Origin of the sequence: Halarcobacter anaerophilus (genome assembly GCF_006459125.1) — a bacterium.
GTDB lineage: Bacteria > Campylobacterota > Campylobacteria > Campylobacterales > Arcobacteraceae > Halarcobacter > Halarcobacter anaerophilus.
Map to the genome: position 1 here is coordinate 2,792,775 of NZ_CP041070.1, position 24,602 is coordinate 2,817,376.

The 24,602-nt window shown below is 28.6% G+C and carries 19 protein-coding genes; 4 read left to right on the forward strand and 15 right to left on the reverse strand.

Annotated features, from left to right (window positions below):
• Nucleotides 1–175 precede the first annotated feature (175 nt).
• Entirely contained in the window at nt 176–1,117 is a 942-nt protein-coding gene (locus tag AANAER_RS13805; RefSeq protein WP_129082466.1) for a TAXI family TRAP transporter solute-binding subunit, read from the forward strand.
• Between the two features lie 2 nt (nt 1,118–1,119).
• On the opposite strand, the gene AANAER_RS13810 is transcribed toward AANAER_RS13805, so the two are convergent.
• Genes AANAER_RS13810 through AANAER_RS13855 form a run of 10 tightly spaced genes read right to left on the reverse strand, consistent with a single transcriptional unit; the run spans nt 1,120 to nt 13,726 of the window.
• The gene (locus AANAER_RS13810) at nt 1,120–1,836 is read right to left on the reverse strand and encodes a response regulator transcription factor (protein WP_129082465.1); all 717 of its coding nucleotides are present in this window, start codon (nt 1,834–1,836) and stop codon (nt 1,120–1,122) included.
• Between the two features lie 49 nt (nt 1,837–1,885).
• A complete protein-coding gene (locus AANAER_RS13815; RefSeq protein ID WP_129082464.1) occupies nt 1,886–4,459 on the reverse strand; it encodes a PAS domain-containing protein in 2,574 nt (857 codons plus the stop codon).
• Entirely contained in the window at nt 4,459–5,181 is a 723-nt protein-coding gene (gene truA, locus AANAER_RS13820) for a tRNA pseudouridine(38-40) synthase TruA (RefSeq protein ID WP_129082463.1), read from the reverse strand. The genes AANAER_RS13815 and truA overlap by 1 nt, the downstream gene beginning before the upstream one ends.
• 1 nt (nt 5,182) lies before the next feature.
• Nucleotides 5,183–6,205 (reverse strand): LptF/LptG family permease, encoded by a 1,023-nt coding sequence (locus AANAER_RS13825; protein WP_129082462.1) that lies wholly within the window; start codon nt 6,203–6,205, stop codon nt 5,183–5,185.
• A complete protein-coding gene (locus tag AANAER_RS13830) occupies nt 6,202–6,990 on the reverse strand; it encodes a prepilin peptidase (protein WP_228711167.1) in 789 nt (262 codons plus the stop codon). The genes AANAER_RS13825 and AANAER_RS13830 overlap by 4 nt, the downstream gene beginning before the upstream one ends.
• Nucleotides 6,950–7,636, reverse strand: coding sequence for a di-trans,poly-cis-decaprenylcistransferase (locus AANAER_RS13835; protein ID WP_129082461.1), 687 nt, complete (start codon nt 7,634–7,636; stop codon nt 6,950–6,952). The genes AANAER_RS13830 and AANAER_RS13835 overlap by 41 nt, the downstream gene beginning before the upstream one ends.
• Nucleotides 7,636–8,901 (reverse strand): bifunctional phosphopantothenoylcysteine decarboxylase/phosphopantothenate--cysteine ligase CoaBC, encoded by a 1,266-nt coding sequence (coaBC, locus tag AANAER_RS13840; RefSeq protein WP_129082460.1) that lies wholly within the window; start codon nt 8,899–8,901, stop codon nt 7,636–7,638. The genes AANAER_RS13835 and coaBC overlap by 1 nt, the downstream gene beginning before the upstream one ends.
• Nucleotides 8,901–10,196, reverse strand: coding sequence for a bifunctional UDP-N-acetylglucosamine diphosphorylase/glucosamine-1-phosphate N-acetyltransferase GlmU (glmU, locus tag AANAER_RS13845; RefSeq protein WP_129082459.1), 1,296 nt, complete (start codon nt 10,194–10,196; stop codon nt 8,901–8,903). The genes coaBC and glmU overlap by 1 nt, the downstream gene beginning before the upstream one ends.
• A gap of 5 nt (nt 10,197–10,201) precedes the next feature.
• Nucleotides 10,202–12,142 carry an ankyrin repeat domain-containing protein gene (locus tag AANAER_RS13850; protein ID WP_129082458.1) on the reverse strand — a complete coding sequence of 647 codons (1,941 nt, stop codon included), beginning with the start codon at nt 12,140–12,142 and terminating at the stop codon, nt 10,202–10,204.
• 51 nt (nt 12,143–12,193) lie between these two features.
• Nucleotides 12,194–13,726: a helicase-related protein gene (locus tag AANAER_RS13855; protein ID WP_129082457.1), complete on the reverse strand. Its 1,533-nt coding sequence runs from the start codon at nt 13,724–13,726 to the stop codon at nt 12,194–12,196.
• Nucleotides 13,727–13,788: 62 nt separating this feature from the next.
• Between AANAER_RS13855 and trmA the strand changes: the two genes are divergently transcribed.
• From trmA to AANAER_RS13870, 3 genes are all read left to right on the forward strand, one after another.
• Nucleotides 13,789–14,910 carry a tRNA (uridine(54)-C5)-methyltransferase TrmA gene (gene trmA / locus AANAER_RS13860; RefSeq protein ID WP_129082456.1) on the forward strand — a complete coding sequence of 374 codons (1,122 nt, stop codon included), beginning with the start codon at nt 13,789–13,791 and terminating at the stop codon, nt 14,908–14,910.
• Nucleotides 14,911–14,956: 46 nt separating this feature from the next.
• Nucleotides 14,957–15,799, forward strand: coding sequence for a flagellin N-terminal helical domain-containing protein (locus AANAER_RS13865; protein WP_129082455.1), 843 nt, complete (start codon nt 14,957–14,959; stop codon nt 15,797–15,799).
• A 292-nt stretch (nt 15,800–16,091) separates the two neighbouring features.
• Nucleotides 16,092–16,940 (forward strand): flagellin, encoded by an 849-nt coding sequence (locus AANAER_RS13870; RefSeq protein WP_129082454.1) that lies wholly within the window; start codon nt 16,092–16,094, stop codon nt 16,938–16,940.
• 58 nt (nt 16,941–16,998) lie between these two features.
• On the opposite strand, the gene AANAER_RS13875 is transcribed toward AANAER_RS13870, so the two are convergent.
• From AANAER_RS13875 to AANAER_RS13895, 5 genes are read right to left on the reverse strand one after another with little or no spacing between them, the layout of a single operon-like run.
• On the reverse strand, nt 16,999–19,029 hold the full coding sequence (locus AANAER_RS13875; protein WP_129082453.1) for a 6-hydroxymethylpterin diphosphokinase MptE-like protein: 2,031 nt from the start codon (nt 19,027–19,029) through the stop codon (nt 16,999–17,001).
• A 37-nt stretch (nt 19,030–19,066) separates the two neighbouring features.
• The gene (locus AANAER_RS13880; protein ID WP_129082452.1) at nt 19,067–20,968 is read right to left on the reverse strand and encodes a hypothetical protein; all 1,902 of its coding nucleotides are present in this window, start codon (nt 20,966–20,968) and stop codon (nt 19,067–19,069) included.
• Nucleotides 20,961–22,175, reverse strand: a complete 1,215-nt coding sequence (locus AANAER_RS13885; RefSeq protein ID WP_164969356.1) for an ATP-binding protein — start codon at nt 22,173–22,175, stop codon at nt 20,961–20,963. Before AANAER_RS13885 ends, AANAER_RS13880 begins: the two co-directional genes overlap by 8 nt.
• Nucleotides 22,168–22,908, reverse strand: a complete 741-nt coding sequence (locus tag AANAER_RS13890; protein WP_129082450.1) for an SDR family NAD(P)-dependent oxidoreductase — start codon at nt 22,906–22,908, stop codon at nt 22,168–22,170. The genes AANAER_RS13885 and AANAER_RS13890 overlap by 8 nt, the downstream gene beginning before the upstream one ends.
• Nucleotides 22,898–24,586, reverse strand: a complete 1,689-nt coding sequence (locus AANAER_RS13895) for a thiamine pyrophosphate-binding protein (protein WP_129082449.1) — start codon at nt 24,584–24,586, stop codon at nt 22,898–22,900. The genes AANAER_RS13890 and AANAER_RS13895 overlap by 11 nt, the downstream gene beginning before the upstream one ends.
• Nucleotides 24,587–24,602: the final 16 nt, after the last annotated feature.

Sequence of the window (24,602 nt, forward strand, 5' to 3'; positions counted from 1 at the left end):
GCACTTAAATTCTTAAACTGCTAAAATAATTATACTATATGAGTGAGTAAATGTCAAGTTGTTTCTGGCAAAAGATAAACAAACCTGCTAAATTTTAAATAATTAATATTTTATATAGCTTTTTTTATCTTTTTTCAACTTTTTTCATTATAATAAAAAGAAAAAGAGCTTTTCAATGATAAAAACCATTTTTCTCCTATTTCTTTTAAATACTTTTCTTCTTAGTTCCGAGTTTATTACAATCGGTACGGGAAGCGTTACAGGAACTTATTATCCAACAGGCGGAGCTATTTGCAAGATTGTAAATAAATATAAAAAAGAGACGAAAATCAGATGTTCGGTAGAAGCAACGGATGCTTCCGTTTATAATATTAAAGCTATTGACGAAGGTGACTTGGATTTCGGTATTGCCCAATCAGATACGGTTTATCAGGCAGTTCACGGAATAAAAAAATTTAAAAACCATCCAATAAAAAAACTGCGGGCAGTAATGTCTATATACACGGAACTTTTCTCCCTTGTTACAAGAAACGATGCAAATATTAGAAGTATTGAAGATATAAAAGGAAAAAGAATAAATATCGGTAATGCAGGTTCGGGAAACGAGGCAACGACAATGACACTGCTAAACGAATTGGGAATTAAACTTTCGGACTTTTCATATGTAGGAAGATTAAAAGCGGGAGAAGCCCCCGATGCGCTAAAAAATAATTTAATAGACGGATATTTTTATATGGTAGGTCACCCAACTGCAAATATTAAAGATGCTTCAATTAATACGGATATTTATTTAACACCTTTAAAAGGTAAAGTTATAAATAACTTTATAAAAAGAAATCCCTATTATATAAAAGATATTATTCCCGGACATCTTTATAAAGGAGTAGATAAACCTGTTCCAACTTTTGGCGCAAAAGCTGTACTTATTACAAGTTCTGATGCAAGTTCAAAAGCTGTTTACACTTTGGTTAAGGCTATTTTGGAAGATTTTGAAGAGTTTAAAAAACTACATCCCGTATATAAATATATTACGAAAAAATCTCTGCTTGAAGGATTAAGCGCACCGCTTCATGAAGGGGCAGCTAAATACTTCAAAGAGAATAACTTTATAAAATAAATCTATTTTTTTAAAGGTTTTTCAATAATATAACCGTAACCTTTGTGAGAGATAATAAAATCATTGTCTTTAACTTTATCTTTTAATCTTTTCATAACTGTTCTAAAAGCAGAATCGTTTGTATTTATATCATTCCAAACAAGCTCTTTAAATTTAGGTACGGGAACTACATCCCCTAAATTATCTATTAATACTTTTAGAATATCCAGCTCTTTTTTTGAAAGTTTTACTATACTCTCTTCACTATAAAGTTTGTCATTTACTTTATCATAAGTATATTGTTTATTTAGCGTTATTAATTTGCTTTTTCCGTTATGACTGTTATCTGCTAAAACTTCCTCTTTGGCTTTTTTCAGCATTTCCATCATATTATCAATATTTAAAGGTTTAACAAAATATCCCAAAACTCTTAAGTTTATAAGTTTTAGCAAATCATCCTCATTTTTATGGGCACTTACAATTATAAATCTTTGATTAGGTACAAGTTCTCGCATATCATCAATCATTGAAATACCGTCTTTATTAGGCATTTTCAAATCTGTTAAAACTAAATCAAACCGTTTTTTCTGTTCAAAGTTTTTTTTGAAAATAGAAGCGCCTTCTTCTCCGTCTTTGGCAACGACAACTTCATCAAAAATCGTATTTAAATAAAAAGAGAGCGTTTTTCTTGCAACATCTTCATCTTCTACTAATAAAACTCTCGTAGAGTAGCTCTTCATAGACAAGTCCTAAAAATATTATTTGCGTTTATTATATCAAAAAATAATTTTAAATGGGTAAAACTATTGTAAAAACAACACCCTCTTTAATATTATGTACAAAAATCTTACCGTTCATATTTTTTTCGATAATTGTTTTCGCCATAAAAAGTCCTATTCCCGTACCTTGGTTTTCAAACTTCGTAGTAAAATAAGGTTCAAAGATTCTATCAATAATTTTTTTAGGTATTTCACCGCAGTTATTAGAGATAGTTATCTCTACTTCTTCTTTTTTCTTCTTTACTGAAATCCTAATCCAAGGAGAAAAATCTGTTTTATCTTTTTTTACGATAACAGCATCATTTGCATTATTTAAAATATTTAAAATAACCTGTTCAAACTCATTTTTATAGTTAAAGATAGAGATATTTTGAGCATCCATACTTATGGCAACGCCATATTTTTCAAATTGTGTTTCAACTATATTTAAACACTCGATTATCGCTTCTTTTATATCAAATTTGATTTTATCTTTATTTGGTTGATAAAAATTTCTAAAATCATCTATTGTTTGAGACATATACTCTATTTGAACATCGGCATCGTTTATCGTTTCATCTAACTCTTTTTTTGAAAGAGTTCCGTAACTGTCTTTTATATAATGAATTAGAAGATTTATATTATTTAAAGGTTGTCTCCATTGATGGGCAATATTCCCCAGCATTTCTCCCATTGCCGCAAGTTTACTTTGATGAACCAACATTCTGTCCATCTCTATATTTTTTGCTACTTCCTCTTTTACTTTTTGTTTTAATTGTTCTTGTGTCAATTTCATTCTGGTTATATCATTTATATATCCGTATAAATGTGTTACGTTTCCAAAATCATCTTTTAAAAAAATTGTTCTGTTAAATATCCATCTTATTTCTCTGTTTTTATCTCTTACTCTATAGATTTTGGTAAAAGATTTGTCATCTCTTTTTATAGCCTCAAAAAGACCTTTTTTTACCTTTTCAACATCATCTTCATGAACAAAATCAAAAAATTTAACCCTTTTGCTCTCAAAATCTTCAACGATATATCCATATGAACTTATTGATTTAGAGAGATATTCTATAGTTAAATTTTCATCATTTTTCCATTTAAAGATTACGATTCTTCCGTATTCAACCAATAAATCTACATATTTTAACTCTTTTGTAAGTTTTTTTCTCTGTTCAATATCCATAGACATCATAAGCATTCTTTTATGATGTTTATCTTCAAAAGCTTTACCTCTTACGAAAATCCATTTAAATCTGTTTTTTTTATCTTTAATTCTATATTCACAAATAAAGTGTTCACTCTGCCCTTTTAAATGAGTTTCAAGTTTTTGTCTAACTGTTGAGACATCATCTTTATGAATAAGATTAAACCACTCATCCAAAGTATTGATATCTCCGTCTTTATAACAAAACATATCTAACCATTTTTTAGAAAAATAGATATGATTGGTTTTTAAATCAATATCCCATAAACCGTCATTTGAAGCGATAATGGCAAGTTCATACCTCTCTTTCCACTTTTTATACATTATGTTTTTTGTCTCTAATCTTTTATTATATCTGTGAAAAATTTTATTGGTAAACTTTGCAAAAAGATAAGAAGCAATAATCAAAAAAAGCGAAATAAGCGAAATAATTGCAATAGAGATTGAAAGGTTAGAGTTATATTCATACTTTATTTTAGATATTTCCCGGGCTAAAAAATCACTTCTAATAGAGACTAGAAAATTGTATTTTCTAAAATTGTAAGTATCGCTACTTTTTGAATCTTCTATCTTTTTTGTATCTTTTTTTAGAATAATATTGGAACTATATAAAATATCTCTGTCTAAAATAGACTTTGCTTCTATTTTCTGCCCTCTGTTATAATAGTTAAAAACATACCCTTTATCATAATCATAAAACCAAAAATAGCTGTTTTTATAATATTTGCTCTTTTGTACAATAGAGTTTTGAATAACTTTTCTTGTACTGTCTTTCATATCATCGATTTTTGAAAAAGCCCCTAAATACAAACCTTTTTTATCTAAAAATTTAAAATAGCTTAATCTTATTTTTCTTTTTTGCTTATCAATCCAATAAATAAGACTGTCTACTCCTATATATGATATATTTCTTAACATATGGTGTCTGAAATTTTCTATTTCTAAACTTGAACCTGTGATTGTTTTTAGATAATCAATTATATTTTGTCCGTACAAAATTTCATTAGAGTCTTTGTTAAACAAAACAAAATCAAAACCGCTTCGTTGTTCTAACTCCTCTATCTTTTCTCTAATCTCTTCTACTTTTATATTTTCATCAAAAAAATTTATAAAACCGTATAAAGAGATTACAGCCTCTCTTAAAGAGATCTCTTCACTGTCAAAAGAGGCACTTGCATTAAATTTAATATCATCTATAAAAGTATTTAAAATCTTCTCTTTTTGAAACTTGTCTTCTTGAAGAACAAGGGAGATTTCATTGTTTTTTTTAAACTCTAAAATAAAAGTAGTAACAATTATAGATACTATTGCACTAATAAAAACAAAAATTAAGGGAGTAAAAACCAGATGTTTTTTTATATCCGAAAGATTATAAAATTTTCTTTTTTTAAACATCAGTAATATACCTTTGTCAGGTACAAACCGTAAGGTGATGCAGGAATTCTAAAAATATGTTTTTTCTTATTAAGTTGGGCTTCTAAATCTTCTATTAAAAGTTTGCCCTCTCCGACTTTTATTAAAAATCCGACCATAAGTCTGATTTGGGAACGTAAATATGAGTTGGCACAAAATTTAAAAACATATATATCCCTGTATTTATAAAATTCTGCTTCATAAACTTCTCTTACGGTATTATCTTTATCACTGCCTTTTTTATGGAAATATTCAAAATCATGAACCCCTTCAAAAAGTTTTATTGCTTTTTTTATCTTTTCTTCATCAAACTTTTTTATATGAGAGATATATTTTGAATTAAATACGGTTGTCTCTTTTTTTGAGACTAAATATCTGTATACCCTTTTTTTAGCATGAAACCTTGAGTGAAAATCGTTTTTAACTATTTTTATATCTTTTATTTTTATAGAGGAAGGAAGATGTCTGTTTAAAACATCTTTTAGCTTTTGTAAATTTTCCCAGTAAGAGGGTATTTTACAGTTAAAAACCTGCCCTGTTGCATGAACATCTTTATCTGTTCTTCCGCTTAAAGTGATTTTTGTATTAATATTTAACTGCTTAAAAACTTTTTGAATACTATCTTCTACACTTAAGCCGTTTGGCTGGGTTTGACTTCCTTGAAAACAAGTACCGTCATAACTGATAGTAAATTTTGCATTCATATTAATACTGCTTTTTAACACTTCTTGTATATAAAAAATAACTCCAGCTTATCCACAATACAGGTATTATATATAAAGAGTGAAGATAGACTTGTTTTGTCAAAAAGCTAATTAAAGAGTAGTAAATTACTATATAAAAAGCACACCATTGAACGGCTTTACTCTTTTCATAACGAGGATTATAATATCCGTAATTAACGGCAATAAGTAAAGATAGAAGAGGGAAAAGAGACAAAAGAATATAATATGCAAATTTTTGCGTTTCCGAGTCATCATCTAACAAATAGTGTTTCCAATAGTTATAAGAATCTATAAAAGTATAACCTGAGTGGTTGTTTCTAATATTATTGAAAATAGTCATATTCGAATAATCGATTTGATTAAACTCTTCATCTTGAATATGAAAAGATTTTCCTTCAAAGAGTTTAAAACTAAGTTCCCCTTCATCATTATTTAAAGTTGCATTTTTTGCAATAATAAACTGATCTTGATTATTTTGAGTTTTAAAAAGTTTAACATTGTGATAAAATTTTTCATCTTTTCTTTCAATAAAAATAAGCCACTTACCCAAGTTTTGACCAAATTCGGAGGCTTTTATATTAAAATTTGCTTCTGTCTGTTTCTTATCCATAAAAACTTCTCTTTCATACTTTGTTTTAGGAATAAGACCCAAAGATACAACCATCAAAGACAAAGAGATAAAAATTGTTATAGGCAGAAAAATTTTTAAGATTTTTAAAGGATTTAATCCAAAAGAAGTTACAACAATAAGTTCATACTCATTTGAAAGTTTTGACAAAGTAATAGCAACGGAAATAAAAAAAGATACGGGAAGCGTATAAAAGATTATTGAAGGCATCATAAAACCGTAAAGTTTGATTAACTCAAAAAAGTTAATAGTAATAACTGAAGTTAAAGATGCAATCTTAACTAAAAAAATAATTGATGTAATAAAATATAAGCCCAAAAAGATAGGGAAAAAAGTTAAAGCTAACTGGTTAAATAAATATTGTCTTAATTTCAATTAAAAACCTTTGATATATCTAAAAAATATTCAATAATAAATCCAATAACAAGATAAGGAATAAACGGTGTTTGAATATCTTTTTTCTTAAAATTATAATAAATAGAGGGTATTATAGCAAAAAGTGCCGCTAAAAATACAGCTGCTAATGCACCTTTTAAACCTAAAACCACTCCTATTGCAGCTAAAACGGGGATATCACCCTCACCTAAAGCTTCTTGTGTTTTTAAACTTTCATCTTTTAATATTTTGGATTTTATATTTTGAATATAAAAGCTTATTAAAAAGTTTAACAAAACAAAAGCTCCTGAAATAATAAAAGCATTGTTTAAAGACTCTATTAAAGAAAAGTCACTCACAAAAAAACTAAAAATCAAACTTAGCAATAAAAGATAATCGGGAACGGCTTTGTATTTAAAATCAATAAAAGATAATACAATTAAAAGATAAAAAAACAAAACTGCATATAAAAATTCTAAAGAGAGTGAAAATTTTAAATATAAAGCAAGAGTCAAAATTGCACTTAAAAGTTCTACGATAAAATATAAAATAGAGATTTTTTCATTGCAATAAGCACACTTTCCTCTTAAAAAAAGATATGAAAGAAGTGGAATATTGTAGTACCAAGCAATAATATGATTACAATTCATACAAGAACTTCTTGGAAAAACTACAGATTTTTTTTGGGGTAATCTTATTATTAATACATTTAAAAATGATCCGAAAACAGCCCCGAAGATAAAACTAAACAGCTCCAAATCTTCTCTCTCGTAAATTAAAATCACTAATTAAATCATCTAACTCATTTGTTGTAAACTCAGGCCAATAAGTTTCGGTAAAAAAGAGTTCTGCATAAGCATTCTGCCATAAAAGATAGTTTGATAATCGTATCTCTCCGCTTGTTCTGATAAGCATATCAACAGAAGGAATGTTTGCCGTATCCAAGCAGTTTTCAAAATTTTCTTTAGTAACTTCAAGATTTTTTTCATTCAGTTTTTTTATTGCTCTTAAAATCTCATCTTGAGAGCCGTAATTTAAAGCTAAAATTTGAGTAAGTCTTTTTCCTTTTGCCGTTTTTTCTTCAACCTCTTTTATAATATTTTGTAAAGATTTTGAAAATTTTGATAAATCTCCTATTGCTTTAAACTTTATACTGTTTTCTAAATATACGGGAAGCTCTTTTTTTAAATGCTTTTCCAAAAGTTTCATCAAAAAATCGACTTCAAGTTTAGGTCTGCTCCAATTTTCGGTGGAAAAAGCATATAACGTTAAATACTTAACCCCTATTTGAGCGCAATGTTCCGTAATCTCTCTTACGGTTTTAGCACCTCTTTCATGTCCTGCCGTTCTTTTTAAGCCTCTCTCTTTTGCCCATCTTCCGTTACCGTCCATAATTATGGCAATATGTTCGGGTATTTTATTATTATTCATTATAAAACAAACTCTTTTTCTAATCTTTGTAAAATATCTAAAGAGATATCAAGTTTTTCTCCACTGAAATTATATGAACTCTCATTTAATATAAGTTCGATAGAGTTTGTAGAACTTCCAAAGGAGTTTGAGTTTTCTAAAAGATTTAAACAGACTGCATCCACACCTTTTTTCTCTATCATAGATTTTGCATTTTCAAAAGCAACGGTATCATCAAGTTCCGCTTTAAAACCTATTGTATAAATTCCACTTTTATCTAAAGATGAAAGAATATCCGTATTTTGGGCTAAATCCAATTTCCAATTTGTGCCTAAAACCTCTTTTTTTAGTTTTCCCTCTTGAGGGAATTTAGGAGTATAATCACTAACTGCCGCAACCATAAAAAGATAAGGTTTTTTTTGAATTAAGCTTGGTTTAGAATCATCCATTAAAGTAGTTTTGCTCATTTTACCTTTTTTAGCAACTCTTATTGCATCAACTAAATATTCATACATCTCATCACTTGATTTTACACCTATTGTATGAATCTGTTTTGGAAGGTTTTCATATCCTCTTGTGCTTACTAAACATACGTCCGCACCTTTTAAAAATAGAGCTAAAGCCAAAGAAGAAGCCATTTTACCCGATGAAAAATTAGAAATATATCTTACCTCATCAATTTTTTCAATTGTTCCGCCGCCGCTTAAAACAACTTTTCTATTACTCCAATACTCCTCTTTTAAAAGTTCTCTTGCCGTTGCATAAAAAATCTCTTGAGGTTCAGCCATTGCTCCGTCACCTACATCTTTACACGCAAGCTCTTTTACAACAGAAGAGATTATCTCAAAATTGCAGAGTTTTAACATTTTTAAACTTGCATGGGTTATTGGGTTTTTAAGCATATTCGTATTTGCAGCAGGAGCTAAGAGTTTAACTCTTGGATAAGCCAAAGCTGTTTGGGTTAAAAGATTATCGGCAATCCCGTTTGAGAGTTTGTTTATCGTATTTGCAGTACAAGGAGCAAGAACAAAAATATCTGCCCATTTTCCCATATCAATATGGTTATAATCTTGATTTTTTTCCCAATTTTCCGTCTCTTCACATAAAACTCTGTTTTGAGAAATTGCTTCAAAAGTCAAAGGAGTAATAAACTTTTGTGAAGCTTTTGTCATAATAACTTTTACATTTGCTCCTGCTTTTACATATAGTCTTATCAACTCTAAACTTTTATATATAGCAATTGAACTTGTAACCCCTAAGAGTATGTTTTTATCTTTTAAAAGCATTATTTTTTTCCAAAAAATCTGTAATAGAAATCTTTAATAAATTTCATTGGAGCTCTGTTTATTGCCAAATTACCTTTTGAAATATCTTTTGTAACACAAGTTCCCGCAGCAATCATTACATCATCTTCTATTGTCACAGGTGCAACCATTTGACAATCAGAACCTATAAATACGTTTTTACCTATTATTGTTTTATGTTTATTTATTCCATCATAATTACAAGTGATACAGCCTGCTCCTACATTTGTACCTTCATCTATACTACAATCTCCCAAATATGAAAGATGCCCTGCTTTAACTCCCGTTAAAATCGCTTTTTTTGTTTCTACAAAATTTCCAAGATGGGTATTTTTCAAATTGCTTCCAGGTCTTACTCTTGCCATAGGACCGATATCGGAATCTTCTAAAACAGAATCCTCAACAACACAGTTTGTTTTTACATGAGAGTTTTTTATAACTGTATCTCCAAGTAAACTAACTCCGTTTTCAATTATAGATTCACCCTCAATTTGAACCCCCTCTTCTATATAAATAGTATCAGGCAATCTTAAAATAACACCCTCTTTTAAAAATTGGTTTTTTATTCTTTTTTGATGAATAACTTCGGCATCGGCTAATTCAACTTTTGAGTTTACCCCTTTAAAGTTCTCTTCACTTACGATAATCGGTTTTAAAACTTTTTTTTGTGTTATTGCCATTTCGACTAAATCTGTTATGTAATACTCTTTTTGAGCATTGTTATTGTTCAGTTTTGGCAGATTTTCAAGTAAAAATTGTGTATCAAACTGATAAACTCCCGCATTAGCCGTTGTTATTTTTAGTTCTTCTTCTGTGGCATCTTTTTGCTCAACTACTCTTTTTACATTTTCATTTTCAATTATAACTCTTCCGTAACCTTGTGCACTTTTTAAATTTAAAACAGACATTACAATTGTCCCCTCTAAATCAAATTTTTCTAACTCATTTGCTTGAATCAAAGGCATATCCGCATTTAAAACCAGAGTTTTGTCATATTTTGGAGATATTCCCATAACAGCGCCGCCTGTTCCCGGATAATTTTTATGATCTTGTATTACGAAATTTATCTCTTCTTTAAAAAATTGTTTTATCTCTTCTTTAATTTTTTGTGCTTGATGGTAAAGTACGACTGTTATATCATCACTGATTTTCAATGCCTCTTTTATTGAGTAGTATAACATTGGTTTACCTGATATTTTATGCAACACTTTAGGTAGAGACGATTTCATTCTTGTCCCTTGACCTGCTGCTAAAATAATAATTGATTTTTTATTCATATAATTTAATCCTCTAATGCTTCATCTATCTCTTTTTTAAGATTTTCTATAACCTCTTCTATAGCTCTTCTCATTTTTTCATCTGTTATATTTGCATTTAACAGTTTGTCCAAATTTTTTTCTCTCTCTTTAAAAAACTTTGCAACTGCTTTGCTTTTTTTACGATGGTTATACATTAACACCCCGGAGAGTATTAAAACGACAACCAGTTTGGTATGACCTAATATTGCGGCATAATTTAAAATTGTAAATCCTGCATAATCGGCATCATTGATATCAGCCCCTGCTGATATAATAAGTCTTGCAATTTTATAATTCCCTCTCCATTGAGTATGATGCAAAGCCGTTCTTCCTTGCTTGTCTTTAATATTTAAATCAACTTTTTTTGCCAAAAGTTTTTCTACAACATCTATATTATCGGCAAGAACTGCTTTATGCAGAATAGTTCTTCCCTCTTTATCTATAGTATTTACATCAACTCTATATTTTAAAATAAAAACTAATCTCTCTAAAAAATTATCTTTCTCTTTTTGATTTATTATCTCAAGACCTTTATCTATCATGTAAGATAAAGGAGTATTGCTCTCATTGTCGACTATGTTTAAATCAACTCCCGCATTTATCAAAACTTTTATAAGCTCCAAATTATTTTGTGTTATTACATCAAAAATAACCGTTCTTCCGTCTGCTTTTGGAACATTAAGTCTTGGTTTAAAAAGAAGCATTTTTTTAAGCATAGGAATATAGTTTTCATACTCATCAATATCAAAAAATCTTCTTGAACTAGGTTTTTTGTTATTTGCAGTAATTAATACTGCTTCACATAAATCATCAATTACGGTTCGTTCGTTATAATCTTTATGATCTACATTCGCACCGTGAGAAACAAGATAATCAATCATTGCCATATTTCTGGAACCTTTTAAAACAGCATCAAAAAGAACTGTTCTTCCTTCATTGTCTTGGGCGTTTATATTTGCTCCTGAAGCTATCAAAAACTCTATAGTATCAAAGTTATTTCTCTCTACCTCTTTGTAAAGAACTGTTTTCCCGTTTTCATCTACCCTGTCTATTGCAAGTCCCAAATCAATCAATATTCCCGTAAGTTTCAGATAGTTTCTTTCTTCATTAACTAATTTATATTTACCCTCAACTTTTTCACCTGGATCTTTTACAATTTCTAAAATTTTAAGTATTTCATCCAAAAGGGTTTTATCTGCATAATCTTTAATATTCAGTTTTGCACCCTTATCTAAAAGAAGCTCAATAGTATGAAGGTTTTGTGCCCCTAAAATAACTGCGTTAAAAAGGGCATTTTGTCTTTTTTTATCTAAAATATTTACATCAATTCCGTTTGTAATTAAAAACTTTGCAATTTCGGGATTCTCTTTTAAAACTGCATGAAAAAGTGCCGTTTGACCATTATTATCAACAACATTTATATCATCGGTATTATTTATGATTTCTCTTATAATCTCTAAGCTTCCGCCTTCAACGGCATCAAACAAAGCAGTTCTTCCATAATGATCGGTAATTGTTAAATCGGGATTTTGGGTCATTAAAATTTTAAAAACTTTTTCATTCTCTTCTAATGCCGTATCATGCATAATAGTTCTTCCCGAAGAGTTTACATAATTTACGGAAGCTCCATGCTCTATAAGGAATCTAATCATCATTCCATCTGCTCTGTCGGCAGCCTCTTCTAAAGCAGTTCTTCCGTAATCATCTTCGGCATTTATATCAATACCGTTTCTAATAAGAATTTTAATAGATTCTATTCTTCTTTTTGCGGCTAAATCAAACAGCATAGTTCTGCCTTTGGCATCTCTTCTATTTATATTTACACCGCTGTCAATTAGAGACTGTATTTTATCTTCATCAATATAATTTTTCATAAGCTCTTTTTGAAGAGCTTCAGCCCCGTCACTTTTAAACATGCTCAACATCAAAATCCCCTAAGACCGTAAATCATAAGATTATACCAAAAAAAAAGTTAATTAACCTCTTCTTCCAAATCTTCGTTTAGGCTTAAAAAAATCATTATTTTTTTTAGTTGGTCTTTCAAGTTTTAGATTCAATTTCAAAGAGTTTTCAATAAAAGAGTTAAAACTGTTTCTCAAAATAACGGCTTTTTCATAATCAGGAAAAATCTCCGGAAATTTATATGAAAGCCAAAGATATAAAGATATTTTTTTTACTTCATCTTCTACAAGCAGCAAATCTTTTTGGGTAACTGCTTTTTTTGGAAGAGTGATTGAAGGTTTATAGTGACAAACTCTTTTTTTAATAACTGCTGCAATATAGGCTTCAAAAGCTTGTAAAATAATAGTTGATTTGGTTGTAATAGGAGCTTGAGAGAGTAGATATTTCTCTTCTAAAGTAAGTTTGTCTCTTTTATCCACAATAGTCGAAGCTTCAATCATAGAAGAGATATTTGCAGCTTTAAAAGGACCGTCAAATTTCATATTTTTATTAAAAAATTTTAAAATTTTTGTTAAAGAGTTTGTTTTTATATGAGAAGCTAGATCTAATAACTGTTCATTATTTATTTTAACTCTGTAAGGGGGTTTTATGGTTTTTACAGGCTCTTCATACTCTTTTTTTATATATTCCAAAACATCTCTTCTAGTTGCACCTAAAAATCCGACTTCATGATGTCCATATCTTCCTGCGCGACCTGCTATTTGAACTATTTCATTTACTGTTAATTTTCTTCTGCTTTTTCCGTCAAATTTAGTATCTGTCGTAAAAAGCAGATTTTTAATAGGAAGATTAAGCCCCATAGCAATTGCATCCGTTGCAATTAAAATTTCACTCTTTTTTTCTCTAAATCTTTTTGCCTCGTCACGTCTTACTTCAGGAGATAAGTTCCCGTAAATAACCGAAACTTTATATTTTTTTTGAAGTCTTTGTTTTAATTTTAGAACATCGCTTCGTGAAAAAGCAATAAGTGCCGTTGCCGCTTCCAAATTATCCAAAGAGGTATATCTTGCCATAACTTTCAGCGGAGTTTTTCTCTGGTATTTTACGATTTCTAACTCTTCACCCAAATATTTTGTAATCTTTTTCACTGCATCCAAGGCATTTACACTTCCCGTCATAATAACCGTATTAGCAGGAACACCGATAATAGCATTTACCCAAGCCCAACCTCTGTCTTCATCTTCTAACATCTGAATTTCATCAATTACTGCTAAATCCACATCAAGATTAAAATCCAGCATTTCAATAGTAGAACAGACATGGGAAGCATCTTCGTTTATTATCTGCTCTTCCCCCGTTATCAAAGAGGCATCAATACTGTTTTGTTTTAAATCCTCATAACCTTCTAAAGCCAAAAGTCTTAAAGGAGCCAAATATAATCCACTGTTTGAAGCTTTTAGCTCTTGCATTGCATTATAAGTTTTTCCGGAATTTGTAGGACCTACAAAAAATTTCAATTTTCTTTTCATACTTCGTGCTAAAGGGAAAAGTGATTTTAAATCGCAGTTAAGCAAAGACTGCAGCTGTTGTTGGAAAGTTTCATTCATAAAGGTATTATAGTAAATAGAATATAATATTAGATTAAATTTAAGAACAAATAGGACTTTTTATGCAATGTGAACATTTTGGAAAATGTGGAAGCTGTACTTTATATGAAAAAAATTATGAAGAGCAATTAAATTTTAAAATAGCAAGAGAAAAAGAGAGATTTTCGGATTTTATAGATTTTGATTTTGAAATTATAAAAAGTAGAGAACAAAACTTTAGAAACAGAGCTGAATTTAGAATTTGGAAAGAGTTTGACGAAAATAAAAACCCGACTCTATCTTATGCAATGACAAGTTTTGATAAAAAAATATTGCCCATAAACAGCTGCCAGATAGTAACAAACCACATAAAAGAGATTATGCCCAAACTCTTAAAAGAGTTACAAGAAGATGAAACTTTAAGATTTAAGATATATGCGGTTGAATTTTTGAACTCAACATCAAATGATATGTTAGTAACCCTTATTTATCATAAAAAACTGGATGAAAACTGGATACAAAGAGCAAAAGAAATTGAGAAAAAACTTGCTGTAAAAATCATAGGAAGAAGTCGAGGACAAAAAATTATTTTAAGTGAAGAGTATATAAACGAAAACTTAGAAATAGCCGGGAAAAATTTTAAATTTTTATATCAAGAAGGTGGCTTCACCCAGCCAAACAGCGGCGTAAATATCAAAATGATAGAGTGGGTTTTAGAAAAACAAAAAAAAGAGAATAGAGATTTGTGCGAACTATATTGCGGCGGTGGAAATTTTACAATTCCTTTAAGTCAAAAATTCAGAAAAGTATTGGCAACGGAAATATCAAAAACATCTATAAAATCAGCCCTTGAGAATTGTAAATTAAACAATATAGAAAATATAGATTTTATAAGAATGAGTGCCGAAGATTTTGTTGAAGCATTGGAAAAAAAAAGAGAGTTTAGAAGATTAAAAGATATTAACCTAAAATCATATAATTTCAGTACCATTTTTGTTGATCCGCCAAGAGCAGGATTGGATGATACGACAAGAGACTTGGTCAAAAATTTTGAAAAAATTATTTATATCTCATGTAATCCCCAAACACTTCATCGAGACCTAAAAATTTTAACAAAAACACATAAAATAATGAATTTTGCACTTTTTGACCAGTTTGCATACACAGAACATATAGAATCCGGCGTTTTCTTAAACAAAATTTAAACTTCGCTTAGATAATATATAAAAATATTAAAAAAAAGGAACAAACATGAGAATTAATACTAATGTTTCTTCTCTTACTGCACAAGAAGCAGCTACGAATGTAAATAATGCTTTAAGTGCTTCATTAGAAAAGTTAAGTTCAGGTTTAAGAATCAATAAAGCAGCAGACGATGCTTCTGGTCTTGCAATTGCAGATAAATTAAGAACACAAGCAACTTCTATTAATCAGGCAGTTGACAACGGGAACTCGGCAGTCTCGCTTCTTCAAATTGCTGATAAATCAATGTCTGAACAATCAAATATTTTGGATACTGTTAAAGCTAAACTAATCCAAGCAAATACTGATACTACATCTGAAGAAGGTAGAGAATCTATTAGAAAAGATATTAATAGATTATTGGAACAATTAGATAATATCTCTATGTCAACAAATTATAACGGTACTCAATTAATTGGAGATACAAATGGAATAGGTTCTACAACATCATTAAGCTTTCAACTTGGAGAGAATGCTGATGCAGGTGGGACTATCAATCTTGGTTCAATCACTGCAAATACAACAGGCCTTTCGTTAACAGGTTTAAAAAATGCAACAACACTTACAAAAAGTCTTGCAAAATCAATGCAAACGACTATAAATACTGCAATCACTAAACTTAATACATTTAGAGCAGATATCGGTTCTACTCAAAATCAAATTGAAAGTGCCGTTAGAAACTTAATGACTCAAGCTACAAATATTACTGCTGCCGAATCTATTATTAGAGATGTTGATTATGCTCAAGAATCTGCAAACTTTAATAAACAAAATATTATTGCACAAGCTGGTTCGTACGCTATTTCTCAAGCTAATAATGTGCAACAAAATGTTCTTAAATTATTACAATAATTAAAAAATAAATACAATCGATATTATGATGAAGAGGAGTTCTTCCTCCTCTTTACTTTTTCCCTCATTTTTTGCTTCTCTTTAAATTTTATTCTCAATGTAATATTTATTTTCCATATTGGAGCATATTTAAACTAAATTTAAGAATTGGTGTGTCATACTTTTAACATAAATATAGGGATCAATGGATTCCGAGAAGTTTTAAACTTCATGCTTGATAAAACAAGAATGTTTTTAAGGCTGTAAATTTTAAAAAGATTTACAATGTGTCATAATATCAAAAGGATTTATTATGAGAATTAATACAAACGTATCGTCTCTTAATGCACAAGAGTCAACAACTGCTACAAACAATGCTTTAAGCAGTTCATTAGAAAAATTAAGTTCTGGTCTAAAAATTAACAAAGCAGCAGATGATGCATCTGGTCTTGCTATTGCAGATAAACTTAGAACACAGGTTACATCAATTAATCAAGCAGTTGACAATGGTAACTCAGCAGTATCACTACTTCAAATTGCTGATAAATCAATGGCTGAACAATCAAATATTCTTGATACAATCAAAGCGAAATTAATTCAAGCAAATACTGATACTACTTCAACTGATGGTAGAGACTCAATTGCAAAAGATATTGATAAATTGTTAGAACAATTAGATAATATTTCAAAATCTACAAACTACAATGGTACACAATTAATTGGAGATACTGCAGGTACTGGTTCTTCAACAACATTAACATTCCAAGTTGGTGAAGATGCAGATACTGGTGGAACAATTACATTAGGATCAATTACAGCAAATACTACAGGTCTTTCTTTAACTGGGTTATCTGGGTTAGGTGCAGGTGCACTTACAAAAACTCTTGCAAAATCTATGCAAGCAAAAGTTGATAGTGCTATCACTTCACTAAATGAATTTAGAGCAGATATCGGTTCTACTCAAAATCAAGTTGAAAGTGCCGTTACAAACTTAATGACACAATCAACTAACCTTTCATCAGCAGAGTCTGTAATTAGAGATGTTGATTATGCTAAAGAATCTGCAAACTTTAATAAACAAAACATTATTGCACAAGCAGGGTCTTATGCAATTTCTCAAGCAAATACAGTACAACAAAACGTACTTAAATTACTTCAATAAGTAATTGACAAAGAGTAGTAGCTTTATGCTACTACTCTTTGTATCTTCTAAAAGCATATTAAATATTTTTTACTATTTCAGTATATTTTAAATAATTTTTTATCAAATTATTTATCTGTTTTTCTAAGACCTCTAAAGTTTCATTAATCTTTTGATTCTCTTTTTTTATACTCTTATCATTTAAACAATAATCAATATATAATAAATGTGTATTTAAATAAGTAAGCAAAAATCCTTTTGATGCAACCATTTTGTATATATTTTCATTAAAATTATCATATAAACTATTTATATATTTTTCAAATTCTTTATAATCAAGTTTTTTCTTTTCACTATTATTTAAAAAATATAAAAAGTTTTTTAGATATTCAACTTCCATTTCCAAACTTTGTTTATTATCATCAGATAAAAATTTTGTTGATATTTTTATTAGATTCTTTTTCATCTTATCTATATTTTTATTTATATCTTTTAATTTTATATCATCACTTGTAGAAGGAATAGTGTTATTAATAAAAGCACCATTTTTTGATAAATTATAAACTTTTTGTTCATCTACTAATAACTTTTTAATAATGTTATTCATTTCAATTAAAGAGAGCATAAAAAGTCTTGTTGTTTTTACTTTTTTAAAAAAGTTACCTTTCACTTCTACGGTATCTTCACGAGTTGAAAAATTTCCCTTATCTACAAAAAAAGTATCGTCAGACAAAATTAATTTTTTTGAAGAAACATGTTCTGACATGTGAGTTTCTCCTGTTTTTTGATTTAAAGCAAGATCTACACCTAAAAGATAAATTTCTTTACAATTAAGAGATAAAAGCCAGCTTAATGTAATTTCCCCAATACTATACCCATTATGATAAATAGAATCTGTAAAAAAACTACTCATGACATCAAAAATAAAAACATTCTCTTTTTTAAAATTTGCCAATATATTGTAAGAAGTCATAGAAGAAGCAAATATTATTTTATCTTTTATATATTCTATATTATTATCTAAATCAAATTGATCTAAAACAACTTTTTCTCCACTATCCGCTGTTGCTATAATATCAGGAATTATCTTATTAGGAATTATCTTCTTTAATGCGGCTGCCATTGAAATAATTATGAATTTATTTTGATTTTTACTTATCCACTCAATTTCATCTTCCAAAGAGGGACCTGCACCAATAAAAAGGATAGGCTTATCTGTTAAGACACCTGTAGCAGCCTGAAGTTTTACTCTATTATACGTGCCAATAATTTTACTATTATTATTTAATAAATTATATAACAAAGAGATATAGTTATAATTAAAAGGATTATTAGAAGAAAAACTATTTGCAATATTATCAAATAAGCTTGATACATTATAGTCTGTTGTAAAAAACTTTAGACAATAATTTTTATACGGTTTATATAACATAAAAAGAGAACATTTTTTATCAAAAAGATTATCATCATCCATTATTGAAAAGATTATAGCTCCTCCATCTCTTACTAATTCTGTATAATCAAAAACAAATAAAGATAATCTAAAAATCTCTAAATTTGATTCACAAATAAAATATAATTCAGGATTAAATTTTTTATGTATATTTAATAAATGCCTACTAAGTAAAGTTCCTATAATAATAAATTTTTCAAAACTTTTAAATCGCTTATTTTCATAAGTTCCTATTTTATCGCTAAAAACGTCTACATAATCAGAAACATCATTTAAAATCATTCTAAATGAATTATCTAAAGAGATTGGCTCATTTAAATCAAAATTAATTTCTTCTCTTTCTCCAGAATAAAGACCTCTTTTTAAATCTGAGAAACTTCCTTTCGAAGTGAAATCTAAATTTTTAGCTTTGTTCTTTAATTTTTTAGGATTTTGGTCATAAACATATCTATTTTCTTTTTTATCATAAATATCAAATTCACCTTCTTTTTCTAAAAATTCTAAAAAAAATCTCTCTTCATAAATGCCCTCATCTATAGCTTGAGACAAATTATCAATCCTAAGATATAAATCTTTGTCATATTCACTCAAAAAGGCAAGATTTGCTAAAAATGTAGTTGTTAATGCATTTTGCAACTGAAGTTCTGCTTCTGTCATTACTTTTCCTTATTTATTATATTTTAAATTAAAAAAACTATGAAAATTTAATTTTATATCGTAATCTAAATAAAAAATTATCATTTCTTTTTTCTAATGTATCATCCAACTCTTGTAAACTAAAATATACTCTTGTTAAATAACCAAATTTATCTTTATTATTTTGTAACATTATAAAAGGATAAGAGATCTCTTGATTAACTTTTATTTTAAAAGAAAAATCATCATTTTCAAATTTCATAACTCCATTTGTACATCCAATTCCGGATATAGAACTTTGAGTTAAAGATTTAGGAATATGTTGATTTATTTCATTGTTTTTTAAATTTATTTTTTCATAATATTTATTACCATTTTTTACTTTTATACTTCCATTTTTTAAAGCGAATGTTTTATCAAGAGTGAGAATACCAACTCGGATACTTCCTCTTATAAAAATTGGACAATTTAAAACTAAATCAAAAATTATTGAGTTGTCTTTTTCATCTATAATCCATGATTTTAGCTCATTTATTCCACTTTTCATTTTAAGAGAAGACTCTATTATATATATATCTTTATCTAACTCATAATAATTTACATCTTCCACTTCTATTAAATCACTTATCTTTTTAGTTTCAGATGATTCAATAATAGTTGTTCCTGTAAAAAAATCAGCTCCATGTTTTATAAGATCCAATTCTCCATGCTTTATTGTACAAATAGGAAATTTTTTATTATCAATGAATATTGAATCTAATGTTAAGCCTTTCTTTTTATCAAATAAAATTTTCAAATTATTCTTTTCATAAATAATTGAATTATTCTTTTCATAAAAATTATGATTTGATTTTTTTAATATTTGCGTATTATTGCTTCCTGATATCGCCAAATTTTCTAAATCATTTATAGCTTTTTCCCATTTATCTTCCGTTATATGAGTACGATAATCACTACCCCAATATTTCAATAAAGTTTTCCATTGCGATATATCACCAATATTTTTAATTCTCTGAAAATATCTATAACATAGGGTATTAATATAATTTGCACCTCGTCCACAAGCAGCCCATCTACTCAACGAATATTTATCTTGTTTTTTTACTATTATTGGATTTAAAGATGTTGTCAAAGATATTTTTTTATTTTTATTTAAGCTCATTTCTAAAACTTTTGACGGCAACTGAAATTCACAAAATTGCTTTAAATTTTCAACTATTTCAGCTATTATTTTCCATTCATTATTTTTTATTAACTGTTCCGTTTCAAATCTTCCAGGACGAAAATTAAATATTTCCAAATCAGAACTATAAACAGGAGTAGCCTCATACTCTTTTGTATATTGTTTTAGAAAATTTATATAAAAGTTCATATCTCTTTCACCATGAACTGTTCTTTGAAACTTTTGAAAAAGTATTGAATCACTCCAAAGTAACGGCAACTCTTTATTAATACCCTTTACAATAATTGGTGAATATGCAAAATCTTTTTTTATTTTTTCATTTAAAGAATATGCATTATTCCATTCCATAATCAAAGCTTCATATCCAACTTTATAATATAGATCCACTAAAGATTTTGAGAAAGTTTGTTCATTGACAAAAGCTAATTTTGGAACAATTTCTAGAACATTCATATATGTTTCTAATCCAATTTTTTGATTTTGTAAATTTACTTTATAAGGGACTAAAGGACCAATAACTTGCATATATCCACATCCAATTAATTCAATTAAACCTTTTTTATAAATCTCTTTAAATTTTATTATCCAATGGGGTCTTACTTCTTCTATAATTTCTAAAGAGTATCCTGATATTTCTAACCCTATTTTTGTTTCCGTTTTTTCAACAAATTCTAATAATGAAAAATAACATTTATCTATAACCTCTTCTAATTTCTCTTCAGGAATAGCTGAAAAGGCAAGATTTGCATGATAAACTTTGTAACAGATTTTATTCAAACACTATCTCCAAATTTTGTAAATATTCATTAGCTTTATTTATAGCTTCATCTCTTGAACTGCCTCGTGTTATAACACTTGCTATTCTATTTGCATGATTCTCTGTTTTATTCGATTTTATCTCATCACCAATCTTAATAAATAATGAACTAGATATATTATTTACCTCAGGTAGATTTATATTTTTTATTTTCCCTTTTTTTATATCTTCCAAAAATTTATATCGTAAAGATATAAAATCATTTTTTTCTATCTTTAATTCGGTTTCATCTATTTTTAGATTCATATGTAATTTTATGGCTACTTGTAAAAAATCTACACCTGTAGATTCCGGAATTTCTATAGTTGACAAATTACCTCCGGACAATCTTAATGCTAATTCTATAATATATAATTCATCCTTATATATTATAATATCACCTTTTATAACTCCATTTCTTATATTTAATTCTTTTGAAATGATTTTTAAATACTTCTCTAATTGAAATTTATGCTTTTCTTTCATGTATATAGATGGCAAATCACCGCCATTTTCTATGATATTAGGCATAAACTTGTCCATATCTTCATAGTTTCTATCTGCGAAACCTATATTAAAAACTTTACTGTTTACAATAAAGGATTCCGTGCTTATTTGAAAACCATCTAAATATTTTTCAACCATTATTTGATTACAAGAGCTTTGAGAAATTGCATATTCATAATATTTATTTATATTTTCTAGATTATGAAGTAGACTTATTCCTCTTGAAGCTGAATTATCAACAGGTTTTAATACAAAAGGAAAACCATAAATATCCACAAATTTCTTTATGTCATCTACTGAATTTACAAGTGAATAAGCAGGAATATTTATATTGTATTTGTGCATAAACTCTTTAGAATAAAACTTGTTTTCACTTAACTTTGCAGATTGAAGGGGGATTGTATAATTTATTTTTAATCTATTAGCAACATAAGCAATAATATAAGGGATATCAACTCCAAAAGCGATTACTCCATCAATTTTTTTTGAATAATTATCCAAAAACTCATCAATTTGTTCAATATGTTTTATACTGACAGTATAAAACTCGTCAGAATATTTTTTACAATAAGCTTCACTATTTCCATCTAACACAATGGTATAAATACCCATCTCTTGTGCTTTTAAAACTCCAGGTAACTGATCTGCTCCTCCACCTAAGATTAGAAGTACTTTAGCCAAAATACATCCCTCCATTGATATTAACAGTTTGCCCAGTCATAGTAGTATTTTTTTCTGACAATAAAAATAAAACTAAGTTCGCTATCTCTTCTGGTTCTGTTATTTTCCCAACTGGAATAGTTTTTAATTTTTCTTTTCCAGCATCAGAATCAAGTTCTTTTTCAATCATTTTAGTGTTTACTAACCCTGGCGCTATACAATTAGTTAATACATTATACTTAGAATAAATTTTTGCCATTGATTTTGAAAAAGAGATTAATCCAGCTTTAGTTGTTGCATAATGAACAGCTAAGTTACCTCCAACTTGACCACCAATTGAAGATATATTTACTATCCTTCCAAAATTGTTTTTTTTCATATCTACAATAAGTTCTTGAACTATTTGAAAAACTCCAGTCAAATTAGTATTTAAAACTAAATCCCACTCCTCATCACTAATAGTCTCAAAATCCTTTTGAATTAAAATTGCAGCATTATTTACAAGGTAAGAGGGAAACTGACCAAATCGTTTTTCAATATCAAGTAACAATCTCTTTACATTATCTCTTTTCCCTAATGTAAATTGAAAAGCTTCAACCTCTTTATCACCGATTTCATCTAAAAAAGCTAAAGCTTCATCTTTGTTAGAATTATAAGTGAAAGCTACTTTGTAACCTGCATTTATAGCCTCTAAAACTATTGCTTTACCAATCCCTTGGCTTCCACCAGTTATTAATAATAATTTATCCTTCATATTGCCACATTTCATTTAGTTTTTGTCCACCTAAAAGCATCGGAGAGATAGGTGCATCATGTTTAACTTTTACATGTAATAAAGCTGCTTTTTCACTGTTTAACCATTGAGAGATGATAGTTTCATCATATTCTTTTATATAGTATGCTTCAAGTTTATACGCTTTTGCAATCTCCACAAAATCTGGATTCAAAAAATCACCTGTTGTTGGGTCTTTACCAAATGTAATATTTTGAAATTGAGAAACAATTCCTAGTCTACTGTTGTCCATTACCAATATTTTTAGATTTAGATTTAATTCATTAATAAGTGCTAATTCTTGAATATTTATTTGAAAGGAACCATCCCCATCAATACAAATTACTCTTGAGTCTCTTTCTAAATAATTTAAACCCAAAGCAGTAGGCAGACCAAACCCCATAGTTCCATGACCAGCAGAGGTAAAGATTTTTTTCATCTTATTATCAAAATTTATATATCTTGAAGTCCAATGTTGATGTGAACCAACACCAGTTGAAAATAGTGTCATTTTATCATTTGTATTTTTATCAATATATTTTAAGACATCAGAAGGGTTAACTCCATTGGCAACCCCGGCATCATCTTGCATCAAAGTTGAAAATTTGATTTCATCTACCCTACTTAACCACTCTAAGTTTGTAAACTTGTTTACCTTTGAATCAATTAGATTTAAATATTCAAGTATTGGTACATTTATTTTTATTGTATTTTTAACTCTACACTCTTTTAACTCATTACTATCAATATCAACATGGATAACTTTTTTTTCATCTAATGTTTTTGTTTCTGAACCAGTTTGCCTAACATCTAATCTACTACCTAAAACAAGTACACAATCAGCTTCAAATAATATTTTATTTGCCCATGGTGTCCCTGTATGACCTATCCATCCATAAGATTTTAAACCATTAAAGACCCCTAAACCTCTTAAACTTGAGATTACAGGAATATTAGTTTTTTCTAAAATTGTTCTAATATCTTGCCACTCTTCTTGTGCCCCTCCACCAATTAATACAAGTGGTTTTTGTGCATTATTTAAAACATCAATTGTTTTAGAAATTGTATTTTGATCTATTTCACCTTTTACTTTTTTTTCTACAGTTAAGGTATCTAATTTTAGTAAACTACCTAGCTTTTTATTATCTATCTCTTGTAGTTGAATATTCATTGGTAAGTCGATTAAAACAGGCCCTTTTCTTCCCTCATTTGAGATAATATATGCGTTATGGATAGCATCTGAAAGCTCTTCAATTGTTCTAGGTTGAAAAACCTCTTTAGTAATCTCTTTTACCATATTTACAATAGGTACTTCTTGAAAACCTCTTTGTCTAATCTCAGAACTTCTTTCTAAATCAGGAGTTCCAACTTGTCCAGTTATGGCAATTAAAGGGACACTATCATAATAAGCATCTGCCAAAGGTGTTATAATATTTGTTGCCCCAGGACCACTAGTTACAGCTGCAAAAGAGGGTTTATGATTAAGCTGTGCTTCTGCAATAGCCATATAACCTGCACCTTGTTCATTTTTAGAAACAACTAAATTAACACCAATATTCTTACACTCTTGTAACAAAGGAGCAATTGTTCCCCCTGGATAAAGGAATAGATTTCCACTAAATTCTTTTATAACTTTTGCTATTACTGCCGTTGAAAACATTAATTCTCCTATTTTA